The following is a 21,899-nucleotide window of genomic DNA, read 5'->3' as shown; positions in this document are numbered from 1 at the left end:
GTTGCTTTTCACGCTAAACTTCACTATAATATAATGCGTCTAATCTTCTGTCATGAAGGGGGTAAATCTCAAGATGAGCGCTTCTCGTAAAGTACGTAGACCTGTAAGAATTTATATTACCAACATTGTTCGGCAGATGGATTCTGAGGAAAAAACGGAAACAACTGTCGCAGGTGTTTTTTATCAAGATGAGGGAAGTTACTATCTTCATTATGAAGAAAAGGAGCTAACTGGAATTATTCGCACGGTTATTAAGCTTTCAGATAAAGAGTTACTATTACTACGTAGCGGAGCAGTAAATATGCGTATGCACTTTCTTAAAGATGGAAAAAGGAGCACGGCAACCATTCATTCTGAAGCAGGTAAGCTAATTTTTGAATCGGAGCTCATATCTTGTCAAGAAATCTTTGCAGAAGAACCTGTTGGATTCCTTAAAGAGCTAGCATTTCAATATGATTTGTTAAATACAGGTGAATACATCGGGTCCTATAGTGTCCTGATCGGAATTGAGGAGGAAAGTAAAGAATGAACCCCATGCAAAAAAATCAGAATGACTTAATTATGTATATTAAGCAAGCAGTGATTACAGCAACAGGCATTGCCGAAAAGGATATACCTACTATTTTGTTAGAGGTACCAAAAGATAAGGCGCATGGCGATTATTCGACTAATATTGCGATGCAGCTTGCTCGAGTGGTTAAGAAAGCGCCACGTGATATTGCAACGCTTATTGTACAAGCGATTTCAAATAAGCGTTTAATTAAAGATATCCAAATAGCAGGACCAGGATTTATCAATTTTTTCATGGATAATCGTTATTTAACAGAAATTATTCCAACAGTTTTGCAGGCACATGAAGCATATGGATCTTCAAATTTTGGAAATGACGAAAAAATACAATTGGAGTTTGTTTCTGCCAATCCAACTGGTGACCTGCATCTTGGTCATGCACGAGGCGCTGCAATTGGAGATTCATTAGCGAATATTTTAGCGATGGCGGGATATGATGTTTTTCGAGAATACTATATCAATGATGCAGGGAATCAGATTAACAATTTAGTGCTTTCAGCTGAAGCACGTTATTTTGAAGCGCTTGGACTTGAAAGACCTTTTCCAGAAGATGGTTATCATGGAAAAGACATTATTCAACTTGGAAAAGAATTAGCGGCTAAGTATGGGGATAAGTATGTTAATGCAGAAGAAAATGAACGGCATCAAGTTTTTCGTAAAGATGCGCTTGCCTTCGAAACGAAAAAACTTGAAGTAGATCTAGCGGAATTTCGGGTTCATTTTGATCGTTGGTTTTCAGAAACTAGTTTATACGAAGAAACTAAAATTTTGCCAGCACTAGAAAAGCTACGCGAAAATGGGTACGTCTTTGAACAGGACGGGGCAACATGGCTACGAACGACCGATTTTGGCGATGATAAAGACCGAGTATTGATTAAATCTGATGGAAGCTATACTTATTTCTTACCTGATATTGCATATCATTTAGATAAATTTGAACGTGGTTATGATATTTTGATTGATATTTGGGGAGCGGATCATCATGGATATATTCCACGGATGCGTGCAGCAATCGAAGCACTTGGCTATGAACCAAAACAATTAGAAGTTGAAATTATCCAGCTTGTTCATCTTTATGAAAATGGTGAACAAGTTAAAATGAGTAAACGGACCGGTAAATCTGTAACGATGCGCGACTTGATAGAAGAAGTCGGGCTTGATGCTACGCGTTATTTCTTCGCCATGCGCAGTTCAGATACACATATGAATTTTGATATGGGATTAGCTAAATCAACATCAAATGAAAACCCAGTGTATTACGTTCAGTATGCTCATGCTCGGATCTCAAGTATCTTGCGTTCGGGAATGGAGCTTGGGTTAAAAGTAGAGATTGAAGCTGATTTAGATTTATTAAACGCTGAAACAGAATTTGATTTATTAAAAGTCATCGGGGAGTTTCCTGATGTTGTTGCCGAAGCAGCCGATAAAAGAGCGCCACATCGCATTGTTCGCTACTTAAATGATCTAGCAGCCGCTTTCCATAGGTTTTATAATACCAACAAAGTATTGGATCAAAATGAGCAAGAAATTTCAAAAGCTCGGTTAGGATTGATTCAAGCAGCTCAAATTACACTTAAAAATGGATTGCAACTGTTAGGTGTTTCTGCTCCAGAAAAAATGTAATGAAAACATACAAGGAACGTTAGCAGCATTTTGAAAATGTTAGTCATTGACGTGGCTCATAAAATGTACTAAAGTTAAACAAACAGAGGCATTTTAAAAATGAGGAGAACAACAAATGAAGCGATTATTAATTTTGACGTTGCTTTTTGTGTTTCTCTGCATCGCAATCTATGTTTTATATAATTACCAGTTAGGTTCAATTCCGATTTTATTAATGGCCATTCTTTTCTTTTACATCGGTTACAAAATCGTTAAACAAAATTAGGTGAGAATTTAGACATTTTAGGTTGTGCTTGCCAGTGATAACATGTAAAATAGTGAAGTTAGATAAAAATAAACTATTTAAGCAATAAAAAAATAAATCGGATAATATAAGAAAGGGCGTGCCAGCTTTGGATTTAAGTAAGTTATCGCAAGAGGAACGAGGAGAATTATCTTTAATTGAAGTTGCTCACTACATTTTAGAAGAGCATCGAGAAGTTATTTCTTTTCCTACGCTCGTGAAAGAAATCGAAGCATTTTTTGGACTTAGTGACGATGAAATGAAAGAGCGCCTTGTTCAATTTTATACAGATATGAATATCGACGGAAATTTTATTTCCCTTGGTAACAATACATGGGGACTTCGTTCATGGTATCCTATTGATGCAATTGATGAAGAAGTGCAAACACAATCGAAAAAAAGTGATGATGACGAACAAGACATAGATGAGTTGCTCGCTGATGATGTCGATTACACGGAAGAAGAAGTAGAAGAACTTGGTGAAGAAGAAGTAACTCTTTCTGATAGTTTAGTCGATGAAGACGAAGATGTGGATGATCACCTTCCAGATGGTATCGAAGGAGACCTTGCTACAGTAGAAGACGATTACAGTAATGGTGATTATACAGAAGATCCAGAAGAAGAATAGAAATTAATACTTGACTTCTTCCCCTTTCCTAGGTAGTATTTTATTTGGGCTCCCTTAGTTGAAAGGGACAAGTAGTTACGTTTAGAATAGCTCCCTTGCTTTTAAATAAGTGGGAGCTTTTTTTCATTTTGGGATAACATCTGATGAGTAAGTGTCAGACGGCCAAATGCAGATGAAATTTGTTATTTTTGCATTTGGTAATTTTATTTATAAGGAACTTTTTGCTAGTCAAATTCCCCCGAAAGAATGAAATAATTGTATGTTTTTAAACGAAAGGAGTAGTTTTTGGACAATGACAAAGTATATTTTTGTAACAGGTGGCGTAGTTTCATCTATTGGAAAAGGGATTACAGCAGCTTCACTTGGACGTTTATTAAAAAATAGAGGTTTAAGTGTAACGATTCAAAAGTTTGATCCGTATATCAATGTAGATCCTGGAACAATGAGTCCTTACCAGCACGGGGAAGTGTTTGTGACAGATGACGGCGCGGAAACAGATTTGGACCTTGGGCACTATGAACGATTTATTGATATCAACCTCAATAAATATAGTAATGTGACAACTGGAAAAGTTTACTCCGAAGTGATAAAAAAAGAACGTCACGGAGACTACTTAGGCGGGACAGTGCAAGTTATTCCACATATTACAAATGAACTTAAAGATCGAGTTTTTCGTGCTGCACGAATGACAAATTCTGATATTATTATTACAGAAATTGGTGGTACAGTCGGAGATATTGAATCGCTGCCATTTTTAGAAGCTATCAGGCAAATTAAAAGTGATGTAGGTGCTAAAAACGTCCTTTATATTCATACAACGTTAATTCCATATATTAAAGCTGCTGGTGAGATGAAAACAAAGCCAACACAACACAGTGTAAAAGAATTACGCAGCTTAGGCATTCAACCAAATATTATCGTTGTGCGTACTGAGCACCCTGTATCCCAGGAAATGAAAGAGAAAATTGCCTTGTTTTGCGATATTAAAGCTTCTGAGGTTATCGAAGCGCGTGATGAAGATACGCTTTACAATGTACCTCTTTCACTCCAAGCTCAAAAAATGGATCAAATTGTGTTAGATCATTTAGAATTAGATGCTGCGCCTGCTGATATGACTGAATGGAATGATTTAGTTCATCGTGTAAAAAACTTGACTAAAAAAGTACGTATTGCACTTGTTGGTAAATACGTTTCCTTGCAAGATGCATATTTGTCTGTTGTTGAAGCTTTAAGACATGCGGGATATGCTCACAATACAGATATTATAATTGACTGGATTGATTCTGAAAAAGTAACCTTAGAAAATGTTTCTGAAATACTTGGAAATGCTGATGGAATTCTTGTCCCAGGTGGATTTGGTGATCGGGCAATCGAAGGGAAATTAGTTGCTATCCAATATGCGCGCGAAAAGAAAGTACCTTATTTTGGTATTTGCTTAGGGATGCAGCTTGCTACTGTTGAATTTGCACGTAATGTACTGGGATTAAAAGATGCTCATTCCGCTGAAATTGCTCCTGAAACCCCACATAATATCATTGATTTGCTAGCAGATCAAAAAAACATCGAAAACATGGGTGGAACGCTGCGTTTGGGACTTTATCCAGCGCATATCAAAGAGGGAACAAAAACGGCTAAAGCTTACGATAAATCATTGGTTGAAGAGCGTCATCGTCATCGCTATGAATTTAATAATGATTACCGAGAACAAATGGAGGCGGCGGGGATGGTTGTTTCTGCTACAAGCCCGGATGGACGTTTAGTTGAGGTTGTTGAACTGAAGGATCATCCTTGGTTTGTTGCTTGTCAATATCATCCAGAATTTGTTTCACGTCCAAATCGACCACAAAGTTTGTTTAAAGACTTTATTGAGGCAGCTTTAAGAAAATAATGATGTGAGGAGCATAAATGAAATAAGTCAGCTCGATTTATTTCATTTATGCTCGTTTTAATAGGTTAAAAATACTAATTTAAATGATAAAGCGCTTCCATAAAATAATCATTAACTTCTATGGTAAAAGGTGAGCAAATCTGTTATTATAGTCATGTTAGGGAAAAGTAGCTATCGCTATTTTTCGCGGCGGAAATTCAAAAAATCAACTTAAAGAAGCAGAACGTTTCTTTAAATTCCTGAGGGAGGAAATTGTATTATGCCTATCGTTAGTATGAAGGGTATGCTAGACAAAGCTTTAGCCAACAAATATGCCGTGGGACAATTCAACATCAACAATCTTGAATGGACGCAAGCCATTTTAAAAGCTGCTGAAGCTGAAAAATCTCCAGTGATTTTAGGAGTATCAGAAGGTGCTGCTAAATATATGGGTGGATTTACAACTGTTGTGAAAATGGTTGAAGGACTTGTCCACGATTTAAAAATTACCGTGCCTGTTGCTATTCATTTAGACCATGGTTCAAGCTTTGAATCTTGTAAAGCAGCAATTGATGCAGGTTTCTCTTCTGTGATGATCGATGGTTCTCATCATCCAATTGATGAAAACATAGAAATGACTAAAAAAGTAGTTGATTACGCTCATGAAAAAGGTGTTTCTGTAGAGGCAGAGGTTGGAACTGTTGGTGGTACTGAAGACGGTGTTACAGGTGGAATTAGCTATGCAGATCCTAAAGAATGTCTACGCGTTGTTAAAGAAGCAAACATCGATGCCCTAGCAGCTGCTCTTGGTTCTGTTCATGGACCTTATAGCGGAGAGCCAAAACTTGGCTTTGATGAAATGAAAGAAATTTCCGAGCTTACTGGTGCGCCACTTGTACTTCATGGTGGTTCTGGCATTCCTGAGCATCAAATTAAAAAAGCAATCGAATTAGGTCATAGCAAAATTAACGTAAACACTGAGTGCCAAATCGTTTGGACTAAAGCTGTTCGTGAAAAATTAGCTGCTGATGCGAATGTTTATGATCCGCGTAAAGTCATCGGTCCTGGTGTCGATGCAATCATTAAAACAGTGAAAGAAAAAATGCAAGAATTCGGCTCTAACGGTCAAGCCTAAGCTGAATTTTGATAGAAGACGGGCGTCTACGCTCGTCTTTTTTATATTGAAATAAAAGAGCTGAATTTTCGATAACTAAAAACAACAGCACATCATAATTTCTTCATTATCCTAATCGATAATAATATGTTATGATAAAGAAGAAGAGAAAATAAAGTTAAACTGAGCAGCAGGAATCCTGACTTGCGGCTTTTTTTATGGAAAACGTTTTTTAAATAAACTTAATAAAAATCATTCCTCAGGCGTATGCTCTTTTACATGATTTCAAGCATAATTAAAGTTGCGTAATTCGGGTAATAGAGTAATAATTTAAAGATGAGTGATTCAACAAGGAAAGAGAGTAGGGATAGTCATGAATATAGGAATGTTTACCGATACCTACAGCCCACAAATTAGTGGAGTAGCAACATCCATAATGATATTAGAAAAAGAACTACGAAAACAAGGGCATAATGTATATATTTTTACCACTACCGATCCTAATGCTGATAGAAGCAGTGAAGAAGGCAGAGTATTTCGTCTGCCAAGTATTCCGTTTGTGTTCTTTCCTGAAAGAAGAATCGCTGTTGCTGGGATGAACAAATTCATTCGGCTTGTCGGTGAACTTAATTTGGATGTTATTCATACACATACTGAATTTTCTTTAGGCCTATTGGGCAAGAAGATTGCTAAGAAGTATAATATCCCATCTATCCATACTTACCATACAATGTATGTTGATTACTTACATTATATCGCCAATGGAAAAATTTTAACGCCAAGTATGGTGAAGAAAATGACGCGCTCTTTCTGTGACAGTTATGACGCTCTTATCGCACCTACTCAAAAAGTGAAGCATCACCTTGAGGATTGTGGGCTGAACAAATTGATTTACACAATTCCAACTGGAGTTGATATCGACGCATTCGAGCCAGTTCCTAATGAAAAGATTGTTGAAATCAAGTTAAATTTAGGGATTCAACCCAATGAACAAGTTATTCTTTCTCTTGGACGAATTGCTTATGAAAAAAATATTAACGCTACAATTGATGCCATGCCACAAGTACTTAAAAGATTACCAAATGCTAAATTAGTGATCGTAGGAGATGGCCCAATTAGAAAAGAACTGATGCAAAGTGTTTTAGACATGGGACTTGAAAAACAGATTATTTTTACAGGTGCTGTGAACTGGAATGAGATCGGTAGTTACTATCAATTAGGGGATCTGTTTGTTAGTGCTTCAACTTCAGAAACACAAGGGTTGACATACTTCGAGGCAATGGCTTCAAATCGCCCTGTATTGGCTAAACAAGATGAAAGCATTGAAGATATTTTAGATGATAATCAAACAGCCTTTTTATTTGAAAATGATCAAGATCTAGCTGAGCGTTTATGCTTTATTTTAACGCATCCAGATATTGCAGAAAAAGTTTCTCAAAATGGACGTGAGCTCGTTAACGCATTGTCAGCTGGACAATTTGGTAAAAACGTTGCAAATTTATATACAGAAGTGGGAAAGTCACATGTTAAAAATAAAAAGTCAATGAAGATGAAGTCAACGCTTATTCGTAGTAAGGTGGCTTCTCAAGTTTTTTCCATTTCATCAAATACGCATGTAAGGAAAGGAAGGTCATCAAGACGTGATTAAGCTAACGATGCTTTCTTCGGCGGAAAAAGTAAAAGGACAAGGTGTAGCATCTGCTTATCGTGAATTAGTCAATCTAGTTGAAGAACGTTTGAAAAGTGATATCGAAATGAAGATTAATCAATGGGGAAAAGCAGATATAACGCATTATCATACGGTTGATTTCCCATTTTATTTATCAACATTTAAAAAAGCGTCGCGTGGCGTTCGCATTGGTTATGTACACTTCCTCCCAGAGACATTGGAAGGAAGTTTAAAATTACCATGGATTGCCCGTACTGTTTTTTATAAATATTTAATTTCTTTTTATAAAAGGATGGATGAAATCGTTGTTGTTAATCCTTCTTTTATTCCTAAATTAGCTGCTTATCATATACCTGAAGAAAAAATCCATTATATCCCCAATTTTGTTTCTAAAAACACTTTTTATCCAATGACTCAATCTGAAAAAAATAGTATTCGTGCAAAATATGGCATTAGAGAAGATGCTTTTGTTGTTCTTGGTGTGGGGCAAATCCAGCATCGTAAAGGCGTTCTTGATTTTATTGCAGTAGCAAAAGAATTACCAGATGTTGAGTTTGTCTGGGCAGGTGGTTTTTCTTTTGGTAAAATAACATCTGGCTATGATGAGCTTAAAAAAATTTGTGATAACCCTCCTGCCAATGTGAAATTTATTGGAATTATTGAGCGGTCAGAGATGAATCGTTGTTTTAATCTGGCGGATGTATTTTTTATGCCATCGTATAATGAACTTTTTCCAATGGCAATTCTTGAAGGAATGAGTACAGGACTCCCTATTTTATTACGTGATTTGGAATTATATGAAGAGATTTTGTCTGGTTATTATACGAAAGCTATAGATAATAAAGGATTTATTGCTGAAATCAAACGCTTAAAAAATGAGACTAGTTATTATCATGAGTGCTCAGAAAAAGCGAATAGAGGCGCTAAATACTATTCTGAAGACCGTTTAACTACAATTTGGCGTGATTTTTATCTGAAACAAGTGGAAGGTGAATAAATTTATGAATCGAAGTGCGCGCAGAAACACGTTTAATATATTTATTATCCTTGTGATCAGTATTGGCTACATTGTGTGGCAATTTCGTGATGTCAAACTGCATAGTTTCTTAAAAGACCTAGAACATGTCAATTTATGGTGGATCCTGATCGCTTTTATCTGCATGGCTTTTTCATGGATTTTTGAAGCGATTGTGTTGCATAATACAGTAAAACCTTCTAAGCCAGATCAGCATTTTTTCTCATCATTTAGGATTACAATGGGTGGGCAATTCTTCAATATGATTACGCCAATGCAAACAGGTGGACAGCCGGCACAACTTTTTATGCTAACAAGGCAAGGGATGGACGCAGGGGCGGCTAGTTCTGTTTTATTAATTAAATTTATTATTTATCAGGCGATGATTGTTATTAATTTTATTGTGGTGCTGATTTTTGGCTTTCATTATTTAATGACAGATGTTATTCAAGTGAAATTTTTAGTAATAACTGGTTTCCTTGTACACTCAGCTGTGATTGTAGGGTTGATTTTTGTTGCTAAAAGCCAAAGAGTGACAACTAAAATTGTTCATTTCTTATTTATCCCTATCGCTTGGGTAATAAAAAAAGAGCGGTCTAATCGAATGAAGCAGCTTATCGATGAGAAAATTGCTTCTTTTCATGTCGAAATAGAGCGCATTAGTAAAGATAGAAAGATCATTTTTAAAGCAAGTTTTTATACAACATTGCAGCTTTGGATTTATTTCACGATTCCTTATTTTATTTTGATTGGAATAGGCGTGCATGATGTAAGCTTGTATATGGCAATTACGTTTCATGCGTTTATTATGATGTTTGCAACAGTAATGCCTACGCCAGGTGGGTCAGGAGGTGCAGAATATACCTTTACGCTTCTTCTAACTGGATTTATGTCGTCGGTTAAATTGCTTACTGCTCTTTTAATCTGGCGGATTATCACCTACTATAGCTGTATTATCTTTGGTGGGATCGCATTAATGATCCGTGATAAAAGAACGGTTTTAAAGCGGAAAACGATAAAAAAGTCCCTCGGAAATAACCTCATTCATTAAGTAAAGAACTTGATTCATAGCCCCTATTGCATAATTAATTAAATTCAGCGATAATAATAAGTAAGACCGATAAGAAAGAAGGATAAACATGTCAGAAAAGTTATTTATTAATGGTGGGCGGAAGCTTTCCGGTACAATATCGGTTGATGGCGCTAAAAATAGTGCAGTTGCTCTAATTCCAGCAGCCATTTTAGCTGAATCAGAAGTGGTTATTGAAGGATTGCCAGATATTTTAGATGTCCACACGCTTTATAAAATTATTGGTGAACTTGGTGGTAGTGTACGTCATGATCAACAAAAAGCAATCATTGATCCAAGTCATTTAGTCGATATGCCACTTCCAAGCGGCAATGTAAAAAAATTACGAGCTTCTTATTATTTAATGGGCGCAATGTTAGGTCGTTTTAAAAAAGCTGTTATCGGGCTTCCTGGAGGATGTTATCTAGGTCCACGTCCGATTGATCAACATATTAAAGGTTTTAAAGCTTTAGGTGCAGAGGTAACGAATGAGCAAGGTGCGATTTATTTGCGTGCTAATGAACTTCGTGGTGCGCGTATTTACCTTGATGTAGTAAGCGTTGGCGCAACCATTAATATCATGCTTGCAGCTGTTTTAGCTAAAGGAAAAACAGTTATTGAAAATGCTGCCAAAGAGCCTGAAATTATTGATGTTGCAACATTATTAAATAATATGGGCGCTAATATTAAAGGTGCTGGAACAGATACAATCCGAATTAAAGGTGTAGAAAAACTAACGGGATGTCATCATACAATTATTCCTGATCGTATTGAGGCAGGGACTTATATGATTCTTGCAGCAGCCGTTGGAAAAGGGATACGGATCGAAAACATTATTCCTGATCACCTAGAAGGCATTCAAGCAAAATTAAGCGAAATGGGCGTCCCCATTGAAATGGGCGAGGATGCTGTTTTTATTGGTGAGGCCGACCGTTTGAAAAGAATAGACGTTAAAACCTATACGTATCCTGGTTTCCCAACAGATTTGCAACAACCATTAACAGCGCTTTTAACTCAAGCAGAAGGGAACAGTATTGTAACAGATACGATTTACCCGAGTCGTTTTAAACAAATTGCTGAGCTTGAACGCATGGGAGGCTGCTTTAAGATGGAGGGACGCTCTGCCATTATTATGGGGAAAACTGACTTGCAGGGTACAAAAGTGAAGGCAACAGATTTACGTGCAGGTGCGGCTCTTGTGATTGCGGGTTTACTTGCAAGTGGTCAAACTGAAATCGCGGAGATCCACCATATCGAACGTGGTTATAGCCGAATTATCGAAAAATTGACATCTATTGGAGCGGACATCAAGAAAAAATCGACCGAAACTTTTATTCATTGACAAAAAGTGAGGATGTTTTTCTATCGATAAAGACTTATGAGAATAGGAAACATGCTTACTTTTTGTAGTAAAATATAGAAAAGGGGGTTACTCTATGGCGAACTTGTCAATCGCTTATTTAGAAAGTCTAACAATCAAAGAGATTTATGCACTTGCAAAAGAACATAAAATTGCTTATTATAGCAAATTAACAAAAAAAGAACTCATTTTTGCGCTACTTAAATCAAACGCTGAACAAGAAGGTTTTTTCTTCATGGAAGGTGTCCTCGAAATTATTCCCACAGAAGGTTTTGGCTTTCTTCGCCCAATTAATTATTCTACTAGCACTGAAGATATTTATATTTCAGCATCCCAAATTCGTCGTTTTGATTTGCGAACGGGCGATAAAGTTTCTGGAAAAGTTAGACCACCAAAAGATAACGAACGCTATTATGGTTTGCTTCATGTTGCTGCTGTTAATGGAGAAAATCCAGAAGTGGCGAAGGAGCGTGTTCATTTTCCTGGGCTGACGCCACTGTATCCTGATAAACAAATGACACTTGCTACTGGTAAAACACCGACATCGATGCGTATGGTTGATATGATTGCCCCGATTGGTTTTGGACAACGTGGTTTAATTGTTGCGCCACCAAAAGCTGGGAAAACAATTTTATTAAAGGAAATTGCTAATTCTATCACGAAAAATCATCCTGAGGCAGAGCTTATTGTGTTGTTAATCGATGAGCGTCCAGAAGAAGTGACAGATATCGAACGTTCTGTTTCTGCCGATGTAGCGAGTTCAACATTTGATGAAGTGCCAGAAAACCATATTAAAGTAGCAGAATTAGTGCTTGAACGAGCGATGCGTCTAGTGGAACAAAAGCGCGATGTCATTATCTTAATGGATAGCATTACACGTCTTGCACGTGCTTACAACCTTATTATCCCACCTAGTGGAAGAACTTTATCAGGTGGGATTGATCCGGCAGCTTTTCATCGACCAAAGCGGTTTTTTGGAGCTGCACGTAATATTGAAGAAGGCGGTAGTTTGACGATCTTAGCGACAACGTTAGTTAATACGGGTTCGCGAATGGATGATGTGATTTACGAAGAGTTTAAAGGCACAGGGAATATGGAACTTCATTTGGACAGCCAGCTTGCTGAACGGCGTATCTTTCCGGCCATTGATATTCGTCGCTCTGGAACGAGGAAAGAGGAGTTGCTTTTACCAAAAGACAAATTGGAACAGCTCTGGAGAATTCGTAAAATTATTCCACTTCAAGGTGATGGGTTAGAGATGACGGAGCGCTTTATTCGTTATATAAAGAAAACAAATGATAATGAAGCATTTCATGATTTATTGCAGCAAGAGATGTTTAAAAAATAGCTCTTGCATAACAAGTTGAGCCTTGTTATAATGGTACTACTGTGTACTCTTAGCAGTTAATTACTCTGTTTCAGATGATTCAGGGCGAAGGAGTTGAAAAGGAATGAAAGCTGGAATCCATCCGGAATACCGCCAAGTCGTTTTTCAAGATACTAGTACAGGGTTTAAATTTTTATCAGGATCCACGAAGTATTCAGAAGAAACAATTGAATGGGAAGATGGGAATTCTTATCCATTGATACGTGTCGAAATCTCTTCTGATTCGCACCCACACTACACTGGTAAACAAAAACATGCGGCTGCAGATGGTCGTATCGATCGTTTCAGAAAAAAATACGGGCTCAAATCGTAACAATAACAAGCACATCCTTTTTCAATTTGGATGTGTTTTTTTATTTTGTTAAAAAAGGGTTTGCATTTCTAGCAGAGCATGTCTATAATAACACTAATTACTTTTTTCTGAAATATAGTAATTATAGAAAAATAAACGGGAGGTTTCTAATTGAAAGAAAAATTACAAGTAGGTGTGCTCGGTTTTGGAACAGTTGGGAGTGGTGTTGTTCATATTTTAGAAGAACACAAGAGCAAGATTAGCCAAGTTACTGGCTATGAAATTGCGATCAAAACAGTCCTTGTCAGAGATTTAGAAAAAAAACGTCGTCATGAAACAACGGGAAGTATAAAGCTGACGACAGATCCTGATGAGGTATTAGAAGATCCTGAGATTGGTGTTGTCGTTGAGGTGATGGGTAGTATTACAACCGCTCGTGAATATATTTTACGTGCATTAAAAGCAGGAAAGCAAGTTGTGACCGCAAATAAAGATTTAATCGCGCTCCACGGAGATGAACTTGTAACCGCTGCTCAGGAAAATCAATGCGATCTTTTTTATGAAGCAAGTGTGGCGGGAGGCGTACCAATTTTACGAACGATTGTGAATAGCCTTGCTGCTGATAAAATTAAAAAAGTAATGGGAATTGTTAACGGAACAACGAATTTCATGTTAACAAAAATGGCAACAGAACAAAAAACATATGAAGAGGCACTACTAGAAGCACAAAATTTAGGTTTTGCTGAAGCTGATCCGACAAATGATGTGGATGGTATTGATGCAGCTTATAAGATGGTCATTTTAACGCGCTTGGCATTTGGAATGAATGTTAGGCTAGATGATGTTAAGGTAGCTGGAATTCGGGGTATTTCACCGCAAGATGTTGTCATTTCTGATCAACTTGGTTATCAAGTAAAGCTTGTCGGTTTGGCAGAAGAACGTGATGAAACAGTGAGTGTACATGTTGGGCCAGCTTTACTTGCCAAAGCACATCCACTAGCAGGCGTTAATCACGAAAATAATGCTGTTTTTATAACTGGAGCTGCGGTTGGTGAAACGATGTTTTATGGTCCAGGAGCAGGCAAAGGTCCGACTGCAATAAGCGTTGTTAGTGATTTAATTATCGCTGCTAAAAATATTCGCTTGGGAACAACGGGAAATGCCTTTAATAATTTTAAACATGAAACAAAGTATACACCAGATGAACAAATTTTTTCTAAATACTATTTGCGACTTAAGATGAATGATAAAACAGGAACTTTTCTTAAGCTTACACAAATTTTTGCCGAAGCAGGTGTCGGTTTTGATAAAATTTTGCAAAAACCTTTTGATGAATATACCGCAACGGTCGTTATTATTACACATGTGACAAGTAAAGCGCAGTTAGAAAAAGCTTTGAAGCGAACAAAGCAAGAACCCGAAATTAAATTAATTACGAATTATTCAGTTGTGGAGGTATAACGATGTATGATGGATTGCTTAGAGAATATAAAGAATATTTGCCGATAACAGAAAATACACCACCACTTTCGTTAGCAGAAGGAAATACGCCGCTTATTTTTTTACCACATTTATCGGATGAGCTAGGCGTCACTCTATATGGAAAATACGAAGGGCTTAATCCTACTGGTTCCTTTAAAGATCGAGGGATGGTTATGGCTGTGGCAAAAGCTAAAGAGGAGGGTGCAGAAGCGATTATTTGTGCTTCAACTGGCAACACGTCGGCATCTGCTGCAGCTTACGGAGCTAGGCTTGGGATGAAAGTATATATTGTCATTCCAGATGGCAAAGTGGCACTTGGAAAATTAGCTCAAGCAGTCATGTACGGTGCTGAAATCATTGCTATTTCAGGAAATTTTGATGAGGCACTTGAAGCAGTCAGACAGCTGGCTGAAAAAGAAGCTGTGACACTTGTCAATTCAGTCAATCCATATCGTTTAGAAGGGCAAAAAACAGCTGCATTTGAAATTTGTGAACAGCTTAGATGTGCACCTGATGTCTTGGCGATTCCGGTTGGGAATGCAGGGAACATTTCAGCGTATTGGAAAGGGTTTAAAGAATGGGATCAAAAACATAAGACAGGGCTACCGCGTATGCACGGTTTTGAAGCAGAAGGAGCAGCGGCGATTGTCAAAGGAGTCCCCATTAAAAATCCCGAGACGATTGCCACAGCGATTCGTATCGGCAACCCAGCAAGTTGGCATTTGGCAACAGCTGCCCGCGATGAATCTGGCGGCTATATCCATTCAGTCACAGATAAAGAGATTGTTGCTGCTTATAAAAAAGTAGCTCAAGATGGCATCTTTGTCGAACCCGGTTCAGCGGCTTCTCTTGCAGGTGTCATTCAACATGTTCGATCAGGGAGAATTAAACCAGGTGAGACAGTTGTTTGCGTTTTTACTGGAAATGGCTTAAAGGATTCAGATACAGCTATGTCTGTCCATGAAACAAATGTTTTTAAAGCGCAAGATTTAGAAGCGATCAGAACAAGAATAAATGCAGGGAAAATTGTGCAATGAAAATCCGTGTACCAGCCACTAGTGCTAACCTTGGTCCGGGCTTCGATTCTTGTGGATTAGCCCTAACGCTTTATTTAACAATAGCGATTGTTTCTACTAGTGAAGCGTGGAGAATTGACCACGAACTTGGTAAGGAAATTCCGGACGATAAGAATAATTTGATCATTCAAACGGCACTTAATCTTGTGCCGGAATTAAAGCCACATCACTTAAAAATGACCTGTGATATCCCGGCAGCTCGAGGCCTTGGAAGTAGTTCAGCTGCAATTATTGCCGGTATTGAGTTGGCCAATTATTTAGGAAAGTTAAACTTATCTAAAGAACATAAGGTAACGCTAGCTGCAAAGATTGAAGGTCATCCAGATAATGTTGCACCAGCAGTTTTTGGCAATTTCGTTGTCGGGGCAAAATTAGATGAAGCCGATTTTTATGTCCGTCACCTTTTCCCTACGTGTGAAATTATTGCTTATATTCCAGATCATGAACTACTCACTTCAGAAAGCCGAGCTGTGTTGCCTGAAAATTTATTCTATCAAGAAGCTGTTAAGGCAAGTGCAATCAGCAATGTCTTAATTGCCGCTATTTTACAAAATGATATGCCGCTTGCTGGTGAAATGATGGAACGCGATATGTGGCACGAACGTTACCGGGCAAAGCTTATACCTGATTTACAGCATATTCGGAGTTTAACAAAGAGTTTAGGAGCTTATGCCGCTTGTTTAAGTGGCGCAGGACCAACGATTTTAATTTTTTCTTCACGAACAGTAGCAGATACAATTGTGGAAAAACTACAAATAGAGTACGGGCAGCAAGGAAAAATTATTAAACTTGGTGTTGAAGGAAGTGGTTCTGAGGTATTAAACGATTGAAGAAGAAGTCAATTTTTACGATAGTTCTGCGTATGCAGGGCTATTTTTTTACATAATTTTAAAATTATCTACCTGTCTAGTAATATCATAAATTTGTAAGAATTAGCGAAGAAAATTGGAAGAAATAGCAAAATAAAAACGCAAAAAAAACATACTTGCACCTGATAAACTAATAATTAACAAAATAACTAATAAAGGATGAAAATAATGAAAAAAATCGCACTTATTTTTGGAGGAAATTCTTCTGAATATGAAGTTTCGTTAAAATCAGCAGCAAGTATGTTAAAAGCCATGTCAACGTTAGATTATGAAGTATATAAGATTGCTATTAGCCAGAGTGGAAGATGGTATAGAGTCAAGAGCAGTCCAGAAACGATCTCAAAAGACCAATGGCTAGAAGATTTAGGGACACAAGAAGTTTTTCCTTATTTTCATGGAAAAGGATTCTGGCTAAAAGAAAGCGAATGCTTCTTGAAACCTGATATACTTTTTCCTATCCTGCATGGCGGAACTGGTGAAGATGGGACATTGCAAGGGATTTTTGAAATGATGAGCATTCCTTACGTTGGTTGTGGTATTAAGGCTTCTGCCGTTTGTATGAATAAATGGATGTTACATCAATTTGCAGCAAGGATCAATATTAAAAGCACGCCAACAATGTTAATTACTTCTCCAAATGAAAAGAAAATCATTGAACAATTTGTGGAAAAGATTGGCTTCCCTTTATTTGTTAAACCAAATGAGGCGGGATCTTCAAAAGGAATCAGTCAGGTAATGGGTATAAGTGAACTTTCAGATGCTTTAGTTGAAGGATTTAACTATGGAAATCAAGTGATTCTTCAAAAAAGTGTAGTCGGTACAGAAATCGGTTGTGCCATTTTAGGGAATGAAGAATTAATTGTAGGTGAATGTGATGAAATTTCTTTAATAGAAGGCTTTTTTGACTATACGGAAAAGTATCAATTGGTTACCGCTCAAATTAAAGTCCCTGCAACGATTCAAACCGAGATAAGCGATGAAATCAAGCGACAAGCTCAATCACTTTATCGCTTGTTAGGATGTAAAGGTCTTTCTAGAATTGATTTCTTTTTAACAGAAGCAGGTGAGATCTTATTAAACGAGGTAAATACGTTACCAGGATTTACTAGCCATTCGAGATACCCAAAAATGCTTGCTTCAGTGGGGATTCCTTATACTGAAATTATTGAACGATTACTAATATTAGCGGAGGAGGCATACGATGAAAAATATATTTCTACAGTTAGTTAATCGTAATCATCCATTGTTAGAAAATAACGAACCAAAGCATTTAGTATTAACACCTTATGCAGATAAAGATATTTACCTCCATCCGCAGCTTGCCCAAGAATTTAAGCGTTTGATTACGGATTTACGTTTAGAAGACAAGATTATGATATTGGATGGTTATCGTACGCAAAAAGAACAAGAAAGGCTATGGGACTATTCGATAGAAAAAAATGGTCGAACTTATACAGAAGAATTTGTAGCTTATCCAGGATGTAGCGAACATCAAACTGGATTAGCCATTGATATCGGTTTGCGAGGAGAAAAGCATGATTTTATTGCACCTAATTTTAATGACGGGGAGGTTGTAGAAAAATTTTTAACCCATATGAAAGATTATGGCTTTATTTTACGCTATCCTAAAAATAAAAAAGAAATCACTGGAATAGGATATGAACCTTGGCATTTCCGTTATGTAGGGATTCCTCATAGTCAAATGATAACCGATCAACAATGGACCCTAGAAGAATATATTCAGTTTTTAACAAAAAAAGGATGAGGCTTTGATGAAAAATCAAAATAGACGTGCTCCGCATCGAGCGAGTAAAAGCCTTTCAAAAAAAGCGCTTTTACATAATTTAAGTGAAATTAGAAGTGCGATTTCATCAACAACAAAAGTCATGGCAGTGATTAAAGCCAATGCTTATGGTACCGATTCGGTATTATTTGCAAAAGTGCTTGAAAAAGAAGACGTCGATTTTTTTGCAGTCGCGACAATCGAGGAAGGAATCGCTTTACGAAAAAAGAACATTCAAGCTCAGATCTTAATATTAGGTTATACATCTCCAAAAAGGATAAAAGAACTTCAAAGATATGCTTTAATTCAGTCAATTATTAGCGAAGAACATGCGCTAGCTTTGAACCAGCAGAAAGTGAAGGTTCAGTGTCATTTGAAGGTAGATACGGGAATGCATCGCTTAGGGGTTGAAGCTAATGCGAAAAAAATTAAGCCGCTTTATGATTTACCTTTTTTGTCTATTCGAGGTATATTTTCCCATTTAGGTTCATCAGATCGCTTAACGATTGCAGCCGTGGAGCGAACGGAACAGCAAATTACGACGTACAACCAAGTTATTGAAGAGTTACAACAACAAAAAGTGAAGGTTGGCGTAACACATCTCCAAAGTAGCTACGGTATTTTAAATTACCCCAATTTGAACTATGATTACGTTCGTCCAGGTGTAATTTTATATGGTTTTTTGAGCGACGAAACAGCTGAATCACGTATTAAACTGGATATACAGCCAGTTGTTGAGATTAAAGCACAATTGATTTTAAAAAGAGAGGTTAAGCCAAATGAGTACATTGGTTATGGATTGAAAACACGCTTTTCGTCCAAGCGTCTAATTGGTGTAGTAAGCATTGGTTATTGCGATGGCATTCCGCGAGAATTATCTTTTACCAATTTTTACCTTTCTTTTAGCGAGCAAATGATTCCGCAAATTGGTATCATTTGCATGGATATGTTGTTGGTGGATCTAACAGGTCTAGAAGCTATTCCAATAGAAGCAGAACTAACCATTCTTTCAAATATGACAAAAGTAGCAGAGGATACCAATACAGTTACCAATGAATTGTTGAGTCGTTTAGGAAATCGTTTAGCGATTAAACTTGAACGGTAGTGATCGTCATTTTAATATGATAAAATGGGAGCAGTCACAAAGTAAACATGGCTTGGAGGAAAAAATATGGTAGACAGCATTGTAGTGGTAGATGATGAAAAAGAAATTGCCAATCTAATCATGACATTTTTAAAAAATGAAGGATTTCAAATACACGCATTTTATAACGGAACAGAAGCATTAGCCTATATTCAAAAAAACCCCATTTCTTTAGCAGTGCTTGATGTGATGCTCCCAGATATAGATGGATTCGAGTTGCTTCAACAAATCCGTAAAGATTATTATTTTCCTGTTTTAATGTTAACAGCTAAAGGAGAAAATATCGATAAAATTACTGGTCTTTCTTTAGGAGCTGACGATTATATCACAAAGCCCTTCAATCCTTTAGAAGTAGTAGCACGGGTAAAAACACAATTACGACGTGAGCAGCGCTATAAGCAAACGAATCAGCCAGTACAAGCAGAAGATGAATTTGAAAAAGAGGGCTTGGTTCTCCAAAAAAGAAGTCATAAAGTCTATTTGTTTGGTAAAGAAATTATGATTACGCCAATCGAGTTTAAAATATTGCTTTATTTATTTGAGCATCAAGGGATTGTGATTTCTTCAGAAAAGCTTTTTGAAGCCGTTTGGCAAGAAACTTACCTAGATAATAATAATACTGTAATGGCTCATATCGCTCGTTTGCGAGAAAAATTAGGAGAGCAACCAAGAAAACCTAAATTTATAAAAACCGTTTGGGGAGTGGGCTATATCATTGAAAAATAATTATAAAAACCCATTGATTCATAAAATATTATTGCAGTATTTTGTAACCATTATTGGTTCAGTCATCGTTTTAATCATGGTTCCATTTGCTATCTACAAAGCAAGGCTTACACCATTTTTTATATGGTATAAAATTGAGCCAATTCATCAAGTATTGGTTTTTTTTCACAATAATAATATCGTTATTATACTTGTTGTGATTATACTTATTTGGATGGTCATATCATTTTTTTTCATTAGGAAAGCTGTTAATTACTTGAATGAAACAACACAAGCTACAAGTCAGCTTTTAGAGGACCCTGAACAGCGTATTCAGCTTTCGGCAGACCTTTTTCAAGTGCAAGAAGAGCTGAATCAACTAAGGGAAGAGAGCAATCAAACTAAGCGAGCAGCAAAAGAAGCAGAACAAAGAAAAAATGATTTAATTGTTTATTTAGCCCATGATTTACGGACACCATTAACAAGTGTGATCGGATATCTGACGCTTTTGAAGGAGGAACCACAATTATCACCAGAGCTAAGAACGAGATATACAGGAATTTCTTTAGAAAAAGCAGAGCGATTAGAGCAACTAATTAGTGAATTTTTTGAAATCACTCGTTTTAACTTAACAACATTAACGATCAATAAAGAAATTGTTAATTTAAGCTTGATGGTTGAGCAAATTAGTTATGAATTCTTACCTATTTTAAACGAAAAAAATCTACAATGGCAATTAGAGATTGAAGAAGAAATTACTGCTTTAGTTGATGCAGAAAAAATGGAACGTGTACTTGATAATTTAATTCGCAATGCTATTAACTATAGTTTCCAAGGATCGATCATCGAGCTCAGCTTAAAGAAAAGTGATGCGTTTGTTGAGCTTAGCGTTTCAAATCGTGGTTATACTATTCCACCAGAAAAACTCGATTTAATTTTTGAACCATTTTACCGAATGGATAGTTCTCGTACTAGTCATACTGGAGGGACAGGGCTAGGATTACCGATTGCTCGAGATATCGTAGAGGCAATGGGAGGTAAAATCCAAGCAGAAAGTTTTGATAATAAAATAATTTTTTCTATCATTTTGCCACAACCTAAAAATAGAAAGTAATTATTTAAGCAAGAAATATTTTTGAATGAGGGATAAACAAAATAAATCGGGGGACAAATCAGTTACACTTGTCGCCTGATTTGTCGTGTTCGCAAAAAAAGGACTAAATTGTATGCATTTTGTATACGTTTTAGTGACATTTAACATAAAATTTTTACAGTTTAAGTTATAAAAGCGACTTTTTCACTTTTTTAAACTGCCAATTTCTGAAACACTATGATAAAATAGGAAAAGAGTTTATTTGTATAAGGGAGCGTTATAATGGCACAATTATTTTTCCGCTATGGAGCAATGAATAGTGGCAAGACTATTGAAATTTTAAAAGTGGCGCATAATTATGAAGAGCAAAATAAGCCAGTTGTGATTTACACTTCTGGTATTGATAATCGTGATCAAGTAGGGGTAATTTCTAGCAGAATTGGTTTGAAACGTAAAGCTAAACCGATTTTTGCTGAGACGAATATCTATGAAGATGTGATGCAAATTGAGCCAAAGCCTTATTGCGTACTCATCGACGAATCACAATTTTTACAAAAAGAGCACATCTTTCAATTAGCAAAAATTGTAGACGAATTGAAGATTCCAGTCATTGCGTATGGATTAAAAAATGACTTCCGCAATGAACTTTTCGAAGGATCGAAATATCTACTGCTTTATGCAGACAAAATTGAAGAAATGAAAACGATTTGTTGGTTTTGCGCTAAGAAAGCAACAATGGTTTTACGTGTAGATAATGAAGGGAAACCAGTTTATGCTGGTGAGCAAATCTTAATAGGTGGAAATGATAACTACTATCCAGTATGTCGGAGGTGTCATGCACATCCACCGATTGAATAAAAATGAGGTGTT

General features: G+C 36.8%; 21 protein-coding genes. All 21 read left to right on the top strand.

The features are described from left to right. Window positions 1-73: 73 nt before the first annotated feature. The 21 genes from G6Q10_RS08500 to G6Q10_RS08405 all read left to right on the top strand — a co-directional run bounded on the left by G6Q10_RS08500 (window position 74) and on the right by G6Q10_RS08405 (window position 21,887). Window positions 74-529, top strand: a complete 456-nt coding sequence (locus G6Q10_RS08500; protein WP_163655090.1) for a YwiB family protein — start codon at window positions 74-76, stop codon at window positions 527-529. After that, the gene (argS, locus tag G6Q10_RS08495; RefSeq protein ID WP_163655088.1) at window positions 526-2,193 is read left to right on the top strand and encodes an arginine--tRNA ligase; all 1,668 of its coding nucleotides are present in this window, start codon (window positions 526-528) and stop codon (window positions 2,191-2,193) included. Before G6Q10_RS08500 ends, argS begins: the two co-directional genes overlap by 4 nt. Window positions 2,194-2,308: 115 nt before the next feature. Continuing rightward, window positions 2,309-2,458 (top strand): hypothetical protein, encoded by a 150-nt coding sequence (locus G6Q10_RS10045; protein ID WP_197914090.1) that lies wholly within the window; start codon window positions 2,309-2,311, stop codon window positions 2,456-2,458. Between the two features lie 127 nt (window positions 2,459-2,585). Further along, a complete protein-coding gene (gene rpoE / locus G6Q10_RS08490; RefSeq protein WP_163655086.1) occupies window positions 2,586-3,104 on the top strand; it encodes a DNA-directed RNA polymerase subunit delta in 519 nt (172 codons plus the stop codon). Window positions 3,105-3,396: 292 nt separating this feature from the next. Beyond that, window positions 3,397-4,992 (top strand): CTP synthase, encoded by a 1,596-nt coding sequence (locus tag G6Q10_RS08485; protein WP_163655084.1) that lies wholly within the window; start codon window positions 3,397-3,399, stop codon window positions 4,990-4,992. 259 nt (window positions 4,993-5,251) lie between these two features. Then, window positions 5,252-6,106 carry a class II fructose-1,6-bisphosphate aldolase gene (fba, locus tag G6Q10_RS08480; protein WP_163655082.1) on the top strand — a complete coding sequence of 285 codons (855 nt, stop codon included), beginning with the start codon at window positions 5,252-5,254 and terminating at the stop codon, window positions 6,104-6,106. Window positions 6,107-6,458: 352 nt separating this feature from the next. Continuing rightward, entirely contained in the window at window positions 6,459-7,733 is a 1,275-nt protein-coding gene (locus tag G6Q10_RS08475) for a glycosyltransferase family 4 protein (RefSeq protein ID WP_163655080.1), read from the top strand. Further along, window positions 7,726-8,751 (top strand): glycosyltransferase family 4 protein, encoded by a 1,026-nt coding sequence (locus G6Q10_RS08470; RefSeq protein WP_163655078.1) that lies wholly within the window; start codon window positions 7,726-7,728, stop codon window positions 8,749-8,751. Before G6Q10_RS08475 ends, G6Q10_RS08470 begins: the two co-directional genes overlap by 8 nt. A gap of 4 nt (window positions 8,752-8,755) precedes the next feature. Further along, the gene (locus G6Q10_RS08465; protein WP_163655076.1) at window positions 8,756-9,820 is read left to right on the top strand and encodes a lysylphosphatidylglycerol synthase transmembrane domain-containing protein; all 1,065 of its coding nucleotides are present in this window, start codon (window positions 8,756-8,758) and stop codon (window positions 9,818-9,820) included. An 88-nt stretch (window positions 9,821-9,908) separates the two neighbouring features. Next, on the top strand, window positions 9,909-11,180 hold the full coding sequence (locus G6Q10_RS08460; protein WP_163655075.1) for a UDP-N-acetylglucosamine 1-carboxyvinyltransferase: 1,272 nt from the start codon (window positions 9,909-9,911) through the stop codon (window positions 11,178-11,180). Between the two features lie 94 nt (window positions 11,181-11,274). Continuing rightward, window positions 11,275-12,546 carry a transcription termination factor Rho gene (gene rho, locus G6Q10_RS08455; protein ID WP_163655073.1) on the top strand — a complete coding sequence of 424 codons (1,272 nt, stop codon included), beginning with the start codon at window positions 11,275-11,277 and terminating at the stop codon, window positions 12,544-12,546. Between the two features lie 103 nt (window positions 12,547-12,649). Beyond that, the gene (locus G6Q10_RS08450) at window positions 12,650-12,898 is read left to right on the top strand and encodes a type B 50S ribosomal protein L31 (RefSeq protein ID WP_163655071.1); all 249 of its coding nucleotides are present in this window, start codon (window positions 12,650-12,652) and stop codon (window positions 12,896-12,898) included. 150 nt (window positions 12,899-13,048) lie between these two features. Then, window positions 13,049-14,338 carry a homoserine dehydrogenase gene (locus tag G6Q10_RS08445; protein ID WP_163655069.1) on the top strand — a complete coding sequence of 430 codons (1,290 nt, stop codon included), beginning with the start codon at window positions 13,049-13,051 and terminating at the stop codon, window positions 14,336-14,338. 2 nt (window positions 14,339-14,340) lie between these two features. Then, entirely contained in the window at window positions 14,341-15,396 is a 1,056-nt protein-coding gene (thrC, locus tag G6Q10_RS08440) for a threonine synthase (RefSeq protein WP_163655067.1), read from the top strand. Further along, window positions 15,393-16,265: a homoserine kinase gene (thrB, locus tag G6Q10_RS08435; protein WP_163655065.1), complete on the top strand. Its 873-nt coding sequence runs from the start codon at window positions 15,393-15,395 to the stop codon at window positions 16,263-16,265. Before thrC ends, thrB begins: the two co-directional genes overlap by 4 nt. A 207-nt stretch (window positions 16,266-16,472) precedes the next feature. Next, window positions 16,473-17,534 carry a D-alanine--D-serine ligase gene (gene vanC / locus G6Q10_RS08430; RefSeq protein WP_163655063.1) on the top strand — a complete coding sequence of 354 codons (1,062 nt, stop codon included), beginning with the start codon at window positions 16,473-16,475 and terminating at the stop codon, window positions 17,532-17,534. Further along, window positions 17,506-18,069, top strand: a complete 564-nt coding sequence (vanXY, locus tag G6Q10_RS08425) for a D,D-carboxypeptidase/D,D-dipeptidase VanXY (protein ID WP_163655061.1) — start codon at window positions 17,506-17,508, stop codon at window positions 18,067-18,069. The genes vanC and vanXY overlap by 29 nt, the downstream gene beginning before the upstream one ends. A gap of 7 nt (window positions 18,070-18,076) precedes the next feature. Beyond that, on the top strand, window positions 18,077-19,192 hold the full coding sequence (gene alr / locus G6Q10_RS08420) for an alanine racemase (protein ID WP_163655059.1): 1,116 nt from the start codon (window positions 18,077-18,079) through the stop codon (window positions 19,190-19,192). Window positions 19,193-19,258: 66 nt separating this feature from the next. Next, complete coding sequence (gene vanR / locus G6Q10_RS08415) at window positions 19,259-19,957, top strand: VanR-ABDEGLN family response regulator transcription factor (protein WP_163655056.1); 699 nt, start codon at window positions 19,259-19,261, stop codon at window positions 19,955-19,957. Beyond that, on the top strand, window positions 19,947-21,050 hold the full coding sequence (gene vanS / locus G6Q10_RS08410) for a vancomycin resistance histidine kinase VanS (RefSeq protein ID WP_197914089.1): 1,104 nt from the start codon (window positions 19,947-19,949) through the stop codon (window positions 21,048-21,050). The genes vanR and vanS overlap by 11 nt, the downstream gene beginning before the upstream one ends. Window positions 21,051-21,311: 261 nt before the next feature. Next, on the top strand, window positions 21,312-21,887 hold the full coding sequence (locus G6Q10_RS08405; RefSeq protein WP_163655054.1) for a thymidine kinase: 576 nt from the start codon (window positions 21,312-21,314) through the stop codon (window positions 21,885-21,887). Window positions 21,888-21,899: the final 12 nt, after the last annotated feature.

This window comes from Listeria sp. PSOL-1, assembly GCF_902806445.1.
Classification (GTDB): Bacteria; Bacillota; Bacilli; order Lactobacillales; family Listeriaceae; genus Listeria.
Note: the sequence above shows the minus strand (reverse complement) of the source record. Positions and strands in the feature narration are given on the sequence as shown.